Origin of the sequence: Methylophaga sp. UBA2012 (assembly GCF_002335235.1) — a bacterium.
GTDB lineage: Bacteria > Pseudomonadota > Gammaproteobacteria > Nitrosococcales > Methylophagaceae > Methylophaga > Methylophaga thalassica.
Genome location: NZ_DDCG01000014.1, coordinates 203,726 through 216,053, shown reverse-complemented (window position 1 = coordinate 216,053; position 12,328 = coordinate 203,726). Strand labels below are relative to the sequence as shown.

Annotated in this window: 11 protein-coding genes; 2 read left to right on the top strand and 9 right to left on the bottom strand. The window is 43.6% G+C overall.

The window, feature by feature from the left end:
- The first annotated feature begins 176 nt into the window (after positions 1-176).
- Together B2248_RS11670 and B2248_RS11665 are read left to right on the top strand one after the other, a co-directional pair.
- Positions 177-842 carry a pyridoxamine 5'-phosphate oxidase family protein gene (locus tag B2248_RS11670; RefSeq protein WP_273179404.1) on the top strand — a complete coding sequence of 222 codons (666 nt, stop codon included), beginning with the start codon at positions 177-179 and terminating at the stop codon, positions 840-842.
- Between the two features lie 37 nt (positions 843-879).
- Positions 880-1,317, top strand: a complete 438-nt coding sequence (locus B2248_RS11665) for a hypothetical protein (protein ID WP_273179402.1) — start codon at positions 880-882, stop codon at positions 1,315-1,317.
- 91 nt (positions 1,318-1,408) lie between these two features.
- Here B2248_RS11665 and B2248_RS11660 read toward each other — a convergent pair whose 3' ends face one another.
- The 9 genes from B2248_RS11660 to B2248_RS11620 all read right to left on the bottom strand — a co-directional run bounded on the left by B2248_RS11660 (position 1,409) and on the right by B2248_RS11620 (position 12,272).
- Positions 1,409-3,829 carry a TonB-dependent siderophore receptor gene (locus B2248_RS11660; RefSeq protein ID WP_273179401.1) on the bottom strand — a complete coding sequence of 807 codons (2,421 nt, stop codon included), beginning with the start codon at positions 3,827-3,829 and terminating at the stop codon, positions 1,409-1,411.
- Positions 3,830-3,906: 77 nt separating this feature from the next.
- Positions 3,907-4,842, bottom strand: coding sequence for a FecR domain-containing protein (locus tag B2248_RS11655; protein WP_273179470.1), 936 nt, complete (start codon positions 4,840-4,842; stop codon positions 3,907-3,909).
- A 4-nt stretch (positions 4,843-4,846) separates the two neighbouring features.
- Positions 4,847-5,359, bottom strand: coding sequence for a sigma-70 family RNA polymerase sigma factor (locus B2248_RS11650; protein ID WP_273179400.1), 513 nt, complete (start codon positions 5,357-5,359; stop codon positions 4,847-4,849).
- A 116-nt stretch (positions 5,360-5,475) separates the two neighbouring features.
- A complete protein-coding gene (locus B2248_RS11645; RefSeq protein WP_273179398.1) occupies positions 5,476-7,911 on the bottom strand; it encodes a TonB-dependent receptor domain-containing protein in 2,436 nt (811 codons plus the stop codon).
- Between the two features lie 106 nt (positions 7,912-8,017).
- Positions 8,018-8,956, bottom strand: coding sequence for a FecR domain-containing protein (locus tag B2248_RS11640; protein ID WP_273179396.1), 939 nt, complete (start codon positions 8,954-8,956; stop codon positions 8,018-8,020).
- A 3-nt stretch (positions 8,957-8,959) separates the two neighbouring features.
- Entirely contained in the window at positions 8,960-9,451 is a 492-nt protein-coding gene (locus B2248_RS11635; RefSeq protein ID WP_273179395.1) for a sigma-70 family RNA polymerase sigma factor, read from the bottom strand.
- A 134-nt stretch (positions 9,452-9,585) separates the two neighbouring features.
- Entirely contained in the window at positions 9,586-10,047 is a 462-nt protein-coding gene (locus B2248_RS11630) for a TerB family tellurite resistance protein (protein WP_273179393.1), read from the bottom strand.
- A 46-nt stretch (positions 10,048-10,093) separates the two neighbouring features.
- Positions 10,094-11,221 (bottom strand): GNAT family N-acetyltransferase/peptidase C39 family protein, encoded by a 1,128-nt coding sequence (locus B2248_RS11625; RefSeq protein ID WP_273179391.1) that lies wholly within the window; start codon positions 11,219-11,221, stop codon positions 10,094-10,096.
- The gene (locus tag B2248_RS11620) at positions 11,199-12,272 is read right to left on the bottom strand and encodes a DUF2817 domain-containing protein (RefSeq protein WP_273179388.1); all 1,074 of its coding nucleotides are present in this window, start codon (positions 12,270-12,272) and stop codon (positions 11,199-11,201) included. The genes B2248_RS11625 and B2248_RS11620 overlap by 23 nt, the downstream gene beginning before the upstream one ends.
- Positions 12,273-12,328: the final 56 nt, after the last annotated feature.

The following is a 12,328-nucleotide window of genomic DNA, read 5'->3' as shown; positions in this document are numbered from 1 at the left end:
GTCTTCCTTTAGCTTTTTCCTTTTTAATCAATTGCTAATCATAATTTAAACACCATTCACCAATGCCACTGTTCTTTGAAACCGGGCAAATTTCCCGCCTTATATGATGATTCTTGGTCGCCCTATTCATCTATGCTAATGTCTGCCAGATTCATCCATTCATTAAAGACACCATCATGAGCAGACTCTATAACGATAAACATCGGGCCCTTCAGGATCTATTCAATAGCCGAGACATGGCAGACCGGGTAGAAGAAGTCGCGCTTGTCACCGAAGTAGACGAGATGGCCCAAGGCTTTATCGAAAGCCGCGATATGTTTTTTCTGACGACGGTAGATGAGCGTGGTCGGCCAACCGTGTCTTATAAAGGTGGCGAAGCTGGCCGCTTTATCAAAGTGCTGGATGAAAAAACGATTGCCTTCCCCAGTTATGACGGCAATGGCATGTATTACTCTATGGGGAATATTCAGGGCAATCCTGAAGTCGGTTTATTATTTATTAATTTTGAGAAACCACATCGAATTCGTGTGCAAGGTAAGGCCATCGCCTCAAGTGACGATCCACTTATGGGGGAGTGGAAAGAAGCTGAAATGATCGTTCGGGTGACCGTATCTGAACTATGGCAAAACTGCCCGCGTTATGTTCACCGCTATCAGAAAGTCAAAGACTCACGTTATATTCCTAAACAAGAATGCAAAACACCAGTCGCCGCATGGAAACGCGTTGATATGATGCAAGATGTCTTACGTGAGCATGAGTTAAATCAAGTCGCCGATGAAGGTGGCACCATGCCGATTGAAGAATGGATGGGTTATATTCAGTCTGGGGATGAAAGAGCATAACATCTCAGCAACTTGATGCTGAAAGCAAAGTCCAAAGATGCATAGCCGTGATCATATTACACACTATGAAGATCACCATTCAGGTAAGTTGAGCAGGAAAGGTTTTAAATTAATGAAAAAAGTGGCCTTGTTGATTGCGTTTCTGTTGCTCATCATCGGAGCCTTAAGCCTGATGCCATCCAATGCGACCATCACCTACAATGGCGAGCAAGTTACTGGCCCCTTAAAACATCTCATCGAAGCCGGTGGCATCATTTTTGTGCCCATACTCTTACTTTGTATGGGTATATTATTGGCTCTTATGTTCACAGGCATTGGGCTTATCGTACTGGGTTTCCTGGTTTTTTTCTGTCTCGCCTCTTTTTCTATGGTCTTCCCTTTTCTTCTGCCATTACTCATCCCTTTGTTCATTGTCTGGCTCGTCTTTGCAATCACACTCAAAGATAAAACCAATGACACCGTTAACTCAAAATAGATAACAAGCTATCATCCAAGCTAGTTAGAAACTTCTATAAATAAGAACTCACCTGCCCAAGCACCGTCAGGCAGGTGATTTGAATACATTTTTACCAATTATAAGAAGCAGTAACCGTGGCTGAGCGCTCTACCCCATAAAAGCAGGCATAGCTACAGGTGGCGTACTCTTTATCAAACAGATTGTTGATATTCAGAGCCAACTTCCACTCAGGTGACAAGCTGTAATTGACCACAGCATCTACCACCGTATATCCAGGCACCTCAACAGTATTCGCAATGTTATAAGTTTCGTCGATATAACGAATACCCGCACCAATACCCAACCCTTTTAAGACATCAACAAATTGATAATCTGTCCAAAATGAAGCCATATGACGTGGGACATTGTTAGTGCGATTGCCTTCTGTCCCACTATTACTTTTTGTGACTTCATTATCTATGTAGGCGTAAGCTGCTGTGAAATTCCACTGTTCAAGACTGGCTTTCGCTTCCAGCTCAAAGCCTGTTGACTCTACTTCGCCTTCCTGAATAGAAAAACCAGGATTAGATAAATCAGTTGTAGACACATTTTGCTGTGTGAGTTTATACACAGAAGCAGAAACTGCGTATGGTGCACCTTCTGGCTGATAACGCAAGCCAACTTCATACTGCTCACCTTCCGTTGGTTTAAAGCTTGTACCTGAAGCATCTTGACCAGGCGCAGGTTCAAACGACTCAGAATAGCTCACATAAGGAGCAAAGCCGTTATCAAATAGATATACTAAACCAGCCCTACCTGTATATGCATCCTTACTCTGGCTTGCAGAGTCACCGGTCAGGTTATTATCTGTATCAGAATCAAAATTATCGTAACGGCCACCCAGCATGACCACCCATTTATCGGCGATTTTCACATGTTCCTGTACATAGAGGCCAAGCTTATTACTGTTTTCAGTAGTGCTTCTGGCTGGCGAACTGCTCATGACTATGGCAGAACCATAAACGGGGTTGTAAATATCAAGTGCAGCAACCGTCCCGTTATATTGAACTCGTTCAAACTGATTTTTCTCGTAATCCATACCGATTAAAGCAGTATGCTCGGTATTACCCCAGTCCCATTTGGCTTCCAGTTGGTTATCGATCGTAAACGTTCTATTTTCATCATAGCGGGTGTAAGCACCACGAGATAAAAGGCGTTGTGTTGAGTCTAGCGCACCGATATAAATATCACTGTAATCCGTTTCAGCATCAAAGTAAGTCACATTCTGACGGAAGGTGAGTGCATCATTAATCTGATGACTAAACAAATAACCTAAAGTCTGATTACGCGTATCAAACTCATTAAACCCCGGTTCACCAACAAATAAATCACGGTCGATATGACCATTAATATTATGTTCTACAGTGCCTTGTGAGGGTAAACCATAAACAAACACCGTTTCGTTATGCTGGTAGTTAGCCAATAATGTTAATGACGTATCTTCACTTGGTTGCCAACGTAAAGAAAACTGGCCGAACTTACGATCATCCGGCACATGATCGGTCATCGTATCACTGTCCCGATACAGGCCTGTGAAACGATAAGATAAGCTGCCATCATCTGTTAAAGCACCCGTAAAATCACCTGCTAACTGACGTCTATCAAAACTACCAGCCTGGAGTTTAAGTTCGCGTTTGGTTTCCGTTTCAGGCAACTTACTCACCATATTCACAATACCGCCTGGAGCAGCATTACCATAGAGTACGGAGGCAGGCCCTTTGAGCACTTCAATACGTTCCATCGCATAAGGCTCTGAGACCCCACTGAAAGTATTGCGGGGTAATTTGCTGCCATTGAGATAGATCGGTGATGACCCCGTCACATTGAAACCGCGTATAATCATGCCATCACTTGTTGTACTATCAGCCCCCATCGGAACAACACCGGGAGTATATTGCAATGCCTGATTTAACGATTCCGCATTATGAATTTCTATTTCATCTGCTGTGACCACATTGACGGCTTGTGGAGTTTCGATAAGCGGAATGTCTGCTTTTGCAGCCGTTATACTTCGTTTAGCAACATACCCCACCACAGGCCCTAAGCCGGTTTCATCAATGTAGTCACCAGACACACTCACTTTGGGTAACTCAACTTCATCAAATGAAGTACGGCGTTGGATGCGATAACTTTCAGCATCAATCATAATGGTCTGTAATCCCTGCCCAGCTAGCAAACGTTGTAATCCAGCTTCAACCGAATACTGCCCACTTAATCCACGGCTTTGTTTACCCGACACTAAGGCAGGATCAAATGACAGTGTGATTTTTGCCTGACTTGCAAATTGCTTAAGTACTGAAGATAAATCCCCGGCAGCAATTTTAAACGCTTGCACTTGCTGGCTTTGCTGAGTATCCGCCTGAACTACAGAAGAATATGGGAATGAAATGACCAATGATGCTGAAAGCAGAAAAGCGGCATTCAATTTGTTTTTTATAGGCTTTAGCGAAGCAGGTATCGCTAGAAACTCTGAGTGTGTATCTTTTTTCATTGAGCTACTCGTAGTTTATAAATGTAAATAGGATGTGTTTACATCTATAGCCGTAGCACACAAAAAAAGAGGCCAAATTAACTTCGTTTATCGACTTTAACCCAATAAGGTGTTCGATAGACCAGATTGATTGGTAAAGTATTCGCCAGATTTTTTAATACTTTATCGGTGTCATGCAGCTGAAATACGCCGCTGACTTTCAGATTCGCCACATCCGGGCTACAACGCAACCAGCCATGCCTGTAACGACTAATTTCATGAATAACCTGACTTAATTTCTCACCATCAACAATAAGTTGCCCTTCTACCCAAGCCGAGTCTGCTTTATTACTCTGCTTAAGATGACTAATATTATGTTGAGAAAAGACAACTCGCTGCCCCGCTTTCAATAGCTGCTTTTCACCTGATAGAGTAGTCACTTCAACCGTATCTTGCTGTACGCTGACTTCGATGCCATCGGAAAGTTGATTTAACTGGAACACCGTACCTAATGCTTCAACCTGACCGTACTGTGTTGTAACTATGAACGGACGTGAGAGTGAGTCTTTTGCTGTAGAAACCTGAATTTGCCCCTCGATTAAATAAATCTGACGGAGATGATCATCAAATAGAATATTTACCGCTGTTTGAGTGTTCATCATAATCCGGGAACCATCAGCCAGCATCTGTGTGTTTTGCTCACCAGTGGCGGTACTGAAATCGGCAGCCCAACTAGCAACAGGTAACGTTTTAAACGCGATCACACCTGTAGCGGGCACCACCAGCAAACCACTCAATAATTTGATTAATTGTCGCCGGTCTTTTTTTGATCTTTTTAAAACCGTATTGCCGAGACCAAGAGGTACGGACTCAAATGACAAGGCAAGCGTTTGAGCCATTCTCCAGGCTTTTTGATGATCTTGACTTTGATCATGCCAGCGATCAAATTGAGCCAGCTCCTGCTCTGTCAAAGGAGATTCTTGACATCGAATCAACCAATCGGCTGCTTCAGTAATAATTCTGCTTGGAGGCACTTCGTTATTCACTATCTTCAAACCAGCTAAGTGTTAAACAATGAATATAGGCCTGTTGCATATCTCTTTTGACCGAGCGGAGAGAAATTCCCAGTTTCTCGGCAATGACTGCGTAGGTAAGACCATCGAGTTGAGAATATAAAAACACGGATTTCACACGTTTTGGTAAACGGTCTATGAGCCTATCAAGTTGATCCAGTGTCTCTTTTAAAAGATAAAGCGTCTCTTCCGACAACTGTGTTAATTCTGGTATTTCGTTTAAGGCTTGTTGGTACGCTTGTTCAAGCGATTTTTTACGAAAGTAATCAACCACAAGCCCATTAGCAACAGTTCTCAGATAGGCTTTAGGTTGCTCTATTGTAAACTCTGTTTGCTTCTGTTGAGTTTGTAATAGGCGTACAAACGTATCGTGAGTCAGATCTTCTGCTCGGTGCTGACACCCCAGTTTTTTTACTAACCAATTGAATAACCAGGGTTGGTTATCTTTGTATAGAGAATCGACTGATGATTGCGGCATAATGCAACAATATAAAGATGATAATGAGATACATTACCATCTAGATGTTTTTCTAGCAATGCCTTTATTGATAAATGAAAAAAGCCACCAGCTATATGGTGGCTTTTTATTACATCCTAGAAATCTAGAGAATAACCAATAGTTAATGTACGACCTCGACCTTTAAAGTTACGAGTGTCTGAGCCATAACTGGTTTGTGATGAGTAACTGAAATAATCCTTGTTCAACAGATTGGTTATCCCAGCATGAATCTTACCGGTAGAAAGTTTGTATGCCATGGTGGCATCAATCAGGCCATAGGCTTTGAACTGTTCTTCGTCATCCCCGGCTTCTTCATCGAAGTTACGATCAAAGTTATAACTGGCTTGTACAAATGAGGTGAGTTTTGGTGTCCACTCTGCTTGCCAGCTGGCAATTAAACGATTAGGTGGAATATTTTGACCATTCAGATCGGTATCGACTTTGCCGTCATCATCACTGTCATAACGTCCCCGGATATAGGAATACGCTAGGTTTAGTTTGTGTTCATCATTCACTTTCCAACCTAAGTTGGCTTCGGCACCGTTAATTTCTTGTTTTTCACGGTTAACCATATATTGGGTATTATCTGCATTCGCCGACAGTCTGGAACCTAAGTCCGAATCAGATTCATAATAACTGACCTCAAAATCGACTGAATCCCAATTTAGTCGGATACCTACTTCTCTATTCGTCGTAATGATCGGTTCAAGATCAAGCAATCCGTCTACCGTTGCACCAGCGACATTTACCTCACGTAACACCCGACCAACATCCGGCATCCCAAAGCCTTCTGAGTAATTAGCAAATACACTCAGCCATGACAGTGGACTGACAACGATACCACCGTTAAACAATGTCTCACTAAAATCGGGACTACCACCTTTTACATCGGTACTACCTTTGTTATAAACCGTCGTAAAATCATCCACATCTAGTTCTGAATGTTCATAACGAACACCAGCATGTAACACAACCGCATCAATAGGCTGAAGTTGTAACTGTAGGAAAGGCGCGTAGTTTTTATATACCACTTCAGGTACATAACTACGGTTTGTCATAGCCAAGTTCTGTGAAGAGCTATCCTCAAGCAGATCAAAGCCCGTTGTAATTTTTAATTTGTCATCCAGCAAACCATCTTTGACCAGCGTGAATTTAGCGCCTTTTTTCACTGATTCAATTTGGGTTTGATCAATACTGTCAGGCGCTAATGTCGGATCATAAAAACTGCTAGATTCTAGTGAACCGAACAATGCTTCAAACTCTTGTCTGTATGCCTGGGCGGTAAATTCCATCCCAGCTAAATCATAATTTTGGTATTTCAGACTGGTGGTTAACACCCGATTGTATGGCGCCTCACCGACAGGGGTTCCTCTAACTGATGTAGTCGGTTCACCTTTTTCAATATCACCATCAACGCTGACATAATCATTGCCACCTTTGACCTGATAACGGTTGAGGGAAGCTTCTATGTGCTGATCATCGTCTATCCAGTAACCCAACTTGGTGAACAAGTCATAACTTTTCGAGTTCATAATGTCGCCCTGCACATTATCTACTCCAATTTCGGTGCCATCAGCATCCAGAAACACACCTTGTCTTTCATAACTCATACCAAGCGTATATTCAAAATCATTTTTGCTACCGCTCAGGTTGTAATCCGTGCGATACCCTGAAGTTTCATCACCAAACTCACCGGTAGGTGTCGTCATTTGCACATTCATGCTTTGTTTGAGTGTGTCCTGACTTGGGCGACGAGTAATAAAGTTGATAATGCCGCCTGTCGCACCTAAACCATGAATGGCGCTGGCACCATGAATCACCTCAACGCGTTCGACCATGGACATATCAATGGTGTGGCCATCACGCTGGCCGTCACGCAGAGGATTACTTTGCGGGATTCCATCAATCAGAAATAATGGCGAACGACCACGGAAGGTTTCACCACCACTGGTGAGCTTCTGACGACTTGGCGAGAATGAAGGCAACAAGTTACTCAGAATCTGAGAGGTGTCACTACTCATCTCCATTTGCTGTTCAATCTGCTCACGATTAATCACTGTGACCACTTGTGGCGAATCTTTTAGTTGGGTGTCAGAACGTGTTGAGGTGATCAACATATCGTCTAATTCAACACTTTGTTTTTGTTTGGGTGTGACGGCAACAGGTGCTGATTTTTTGCTAATGGAATAACTGCCATTGGCTAATAAGGTCGCCTGTAAACCAGTATCAGCTAAGAGCTGAGTGATTAACGTGGATGGTGCGGCCGACCCCTGAAATCGGTCGGCCTGAATACCGGCGACGACATCTGGGCTAAACGAGACCGTAATCCCACTTTGCACAGCAAACTGATTGAGGGCTGATTCAAGTGAGCCGGCCTGAATATTAAAGCTTTGTTGTTGAGTCACACTATCTGCATGACTGATGTTGATAATAAGATCGGTGCTCACCAAAGCCGTGGTTAGCATTCCTGCCATGACGAGTTGTCGACTTAATGGCGATAAGCTTAAGGGTAAGAAAGAGGCGTGTTTCATTCTTGGTCCTGTTAATTAATTTAGATAATACGGTTAGCGATAACGCTCTTATCTAACAGGCCGAACGAGAAACCAGAATCGTTAACCCCCTTAAACAAAAAAATAGTCAGGCTGGTTCAACTTGCGCCCAATAGCGGGTGAAATAACGGACTTTAACAGGTAGGGTACTACTGAGATTTTCTAATACAGATGACGTATTGTTGATATTAAATGCCCCGGAAATACGCAGAGAAGCCACAGCAGCATCACAGCGTAGTGCCCCTTTATGATAGCGAGCCAGTTCATTGATAAACTGATCCAATCGCCAATTACTGACAATCAACATACCCTGTGTCCAGGCATCCATATTCACTGGCATTAAATTTAACGGGCTATGTTTTAATGCATCAAAACTCATGCAATGTCCTGCCTGGACTTTGACCGCTTTATTGGCTTTTTCGGACTTCACTTCCACAGCATGTTTACTGACACCGACCCAGGTCTCTCCATCATTACATCGAACCTGAAACCGGGTGCCCAGCGCCTTCACTGATCCTTGTGCCGTTTTTACAATAAAATCTTGCGATGGCAAGCCTTTGCCAGTCTCAATAATGACTTCACCACGGTATAAGGTTAACTCCCTGACATTGTCACTGAAGTTAACGTCTAAGGCGGTACTTGTATTCAGATACACTTTGCTGCCGTCAGCCAGCTCTATGGTTTTACGCTCGCCTGTACCCGTGCGGTGTTGTGCAACCAGACTAGACAGTGCTCTCTGTTGATAAGCCACGCCTCCAGCACTTCCCACGGTTAATACCACGACCAGTGTTTTGATTAACTGGCGGCGCGAGTGACGCGCTTTTTCCAAGGTCTCATGTCTGATTTCCGTAGGCACTAATTGCAGTTGTTTCTGTAAACGTTCCACCCGTTTCCAGGCATCATAATGACGGCTATCGGCAACAAGCCAGTCCTGATGTGCTTGGTAGATGACATCTCCAGGCTTTGCATTGCGAAGATCCACAAACCAACTAGCGGCCTGAGTCAAAATATCTTCATTCAGCTTCATCGTTTAATCTTCAATCAGTAACAGGCACTGTGTCATCGCACGAATAAAGTGCTTACGAACGGTCGTTACCGACACATTTAGTTGCCTGCCAATTTCGGCAAAGGAAAGCCCATCCAACTGGGCCAGCAGAAATATTTGTCGCCCGCGCTCGCTCATCGCATCCAGCATTTTTTCGATCTGTAATAAGGTGTCGATAATGAGATGATGCTGTTCCGCAGAAATACTGTGTTGTTCTGGCTGAACTTCCAGCGCATCGAGATAGGCCTGCTCAACTGTGCGGCGGCGGAAAAAGTCGACCAGCAAACCACGTGCAATACTGCTTAAATATGCTTTGGGTGAGTTGAATTCATGCTCACGCCCCTTCATCAATACCTTGATGAAAGTCTCCTGCGTGAGATCTTGAGCTTGCTCAACATTATTTAATCGAGAACGGATCCAACTCTGAAGCCAATGATGATGCTCTGAATAAAGTGATTCCAGTGTTTGCACAGCCATTATTAATAGAACTACTTCACAAGTGATAATGAGATACATTATCGTTTTGGAAATTATTTAGCAATAGTGGTGTTATCTGTGCGTTTGATTTTTAAGAATTATTTTTAATAAAAAATAGCTGTAGCCTTTCAGTTCTAACTCGGCTCGCCAACCACTTTAAGTTTAGTAGCAATAAAGTCTTTATGAGAGACATAAAGCAAACTGGCGAGCTTACGAATCACATGCTCTTCTATATCTTGTAATTCGTGATCGGCCCAGGCAATTTGCCAGAGCATTTCAATCAATTCAATTTTCTCTTGCTCGTTGTACTGCTGATTGATATCGGCGGTGAAACGGTAAAAGTCGGTGGCTTCGCTGTGTGCTCTTTCAGCATTAGCAATCAGTTTCTCCGCATCGCTGTCTTCAACATCAAACTGACTGGCAAGGATCTGCCGTAACATGGCCTTTTCTGTTTCATGTTGCTCATTATCCACCGCAATGATTTCAATCATTAACGCGACGGCTGCCAACACTTTAGACTGCTGCTGATTCGCTAGATAAGCATCAGTGTTATCACCTAAGGTGGATGAAAATATCTGTTTTAGTTTTTCGATCATAGTTATCTCCTGCAAGCAAAACCGACTGCCCGCAGGTGAATAAAGTTCATTTTTTATTAGCCGGACTGACGATGACGGCAGCTTGATAGCGTGGTTTGCCGTAGCCAATCATGCGGTTAAACTCTTTGTGTGTGACGGGAATGTAACCACTGTCGGTGACACTTTTATTATCATCCCAATCCACATCCGGATCATGAAAATACACAAAGGTATCGGAGACAGACACCACCAAAATCCAATGAGGTGATTTACTCTGATTGAGGCGATAAGAACTAATCAGAACCAACGCTAATGAACCTTTGGAGAGGTACTCTCTTAGCAAAGCCGAATCCACTGGTGCTTTCACTTGTTTGATATCAGATCGCGCTATTTTTTCGATAAAGTCCTGATGTACACATTCAATGACAGACTTCTTTTCTTCGCTACGCACACCATTGATAAAAGGAATATCGTCTGAGTTACAAACCAAGGTAGTTTTCAAACCGCGCTCATTAGCAGCTAGTGCCAAACCTTGTGGACTGCAGCCACCATGACCTGAGGTCATAAAAATAGTGGTGGCCTCGCGCCATAATTGCAATTCAAGCTGACGAGTGAGGGCTAACTCCTCATCCATACTCTTCATCGCCATCATCAGACAGGCCGGTCCACAGGTAAAGTCAGTCGATTGAGAGTAATGTGAAACTTCAGGATGGGTCACTTCTGGTACATGATGCAGCACTTTCATCATGCGGATAGCATCTGCATGATCCTCATAGAAGTCGCTGACAATATCAAACGGCTGATAACCCAACTTCTCATATAGCTTGATAGCGCCAAAATTATCAGGACGAACTTCTAGACGCAGAAAACTTCGACCGTCATCCAGTGCCTGCGTCTCGGCTTCCTGCATTAATTTGGCAGCAATACCAGCTTTGCGATAATGAGCATCAACCGCTAATGAGTAAACACGGCCAAGCGATGTGCCTTGTGAGTAAAGTAACAACACATAGGCCACCAACTGCTCATTGCTTGTGGCCACCAGCAACAAATTGTGGCCTTTTTTGATCATCCATTTGAAGCTGCGCCTTGAAATACGATCTGTTTCAAAGCACGTTTCTTCTAACTTGCTGAGCGCGTTAACGTCATCAAGCGTCGCCTCGCGGAGTAAAAACTCAGCGGGCGTTATGGTTGGCATGTTCAGTGAGTCCATCTAATGCCATTTCGATAACCTGGCGGCCACGGAAAAGAACCAGTTCCTGCCATTGTTTTTGATCGGGGCAGAAAAAGTCCTGCATAGCATGTTTTACTTCCATGGTGGCATCATCAGACCAGTCAATTTTGCCTTTTTGTTGTAGTTTTTGATCATCAGATAACACCTGCAACATCTGCTGAGTACCAAACGTGCCGAACTCCAGCGTTAAGAAGCACACGTTATCACCTTGTTGATGCCAAAAGTAATCATGTAAACCTAATTTGGTACCTGAACTCGATGTACCTAGTGACGGTTCGGTGACCGTTGCACCAAATAACTCGACCGCATATTGATGCCCCTGACTGTCGACAGGATGATCGCAGATAAGCTCACCAAAACCGTAGGGGCCAAGACCACTATGAATATCAATCACAATCACTTGTTTACGTTTAGTAGGCTTAATTTGTGCTGCCAGCTGCTCAATAAGTTGACGTGACCATGTGGGTTCTTTGCCACCGAAGTAAGGGGCTGATGGTTGCTCGTATTGACCTTCAGATAGTAAATCAAATTTTTCCCTATCCTGAGCGACAGTCGCAATACCCGTTTTACCTTCTTCCAGCTCTTGCCAAATTTTTGCTGCTTTTGAAGCTGGTAAGTCACTGCCGAAATCAACAAAGTTGCGATTGACATCCACACCCTGCTCATCACCACGGCTGGCCCAGGCAAACCCCCAAGGGTTAATGGCATGAACAAGTATCACACACACATCGGGAGGAAGACGACGATAACGCGTGACAAAATCGGCTTGAATCGCAGAACCAGCACCACCTTCCACACCATGCAACCCAGACACTAACACGATGATATTTTCTGCTTTTGGATTGCCCGCCCAAGCGATGTCACAAAATAGCTTTTCGTTTTTAGGGCCTTTGAGTGGATGAGGATGATGCGTTAACCTTTCAATAATCGAGCTGGTTTCAACATTATTGATGAATTTATCTCTTGCGCTGGAATAGCGCTGCGAAAATACGCTTAAAACTGCATCTGCATACATTTTAACGGGCCTCCTGTGCAAAATTTTCGCGAAGGATATGTGAGTTTTGCCATTTT

Coding starts and splice junctions, on each gene's coding strand:
- B2248_RS11640 (WP_273179396.1), bottom strand. CDS start 8,956: ATGAAGCTGAATGAAGATATTTTGACTCAGGCCGCTAGTTGGTTTGTG.
- B2248_RS11650 (WP_273179400.1), bottom strand. CDS start 5,359: ATGCCGCAATCATCAGTCGATTCTCTATACAAAGATAACCAACCCTGG.
- B2248_RS11635 (WP_273179395.1), bottom strand. CDS start 9,451: ATGGCTGTGCAAACACTGGAATCACTTTATTCAGAGCATCATCATTGG.
- B2248_RS11660 (WP_273179401.1), bottom strand. CDS start 3,829: ATGAAAAAAGATACACACTCAGAGTTTCTAGCGATACCTGCTTCGCTA.
- B2248_RS11645 (WP_273179398.1), bottom strand. CDS start 7,911: ATGAAACACGCCTCTTTCTTACCCTTAAGCTTATCGCCATTAAGTCGA.
- B2248_RS11620 (WP_273179388.1), bottom strand. CDS start 12,272: ATGTATGCAGATGCAGTTTTAAGCGTATTTTCGCAGCGCTATTCCAGC.
- B2248_RS11630 (WP_273179393.1), bottom strand. CDS start 10,047: ATGATCGAAAAACTAAAACAGATATTTTCATCCACCTTAGGTGATAAC.
- B2248_RS11670 (WP_273179404.1), top strand. CDS start 177: ATGAGCAGACTCTATAACGATAAACATCGGGCCCTTCAGGATCTATTC.
- B2248_RS11625 (WP_273179391.1), bottom strand. CDS start 11,221: ATGCCAACCATAACGCCCGCTGAGTTTTTACTCCGCGAGGCGACGCTT.
- B2248_RS11665 (WP_273179402.1), top strand. CDS start 880: ATGCATAGCCGTGATCATATTACACACTATGAAGATCACCATTCAGGT.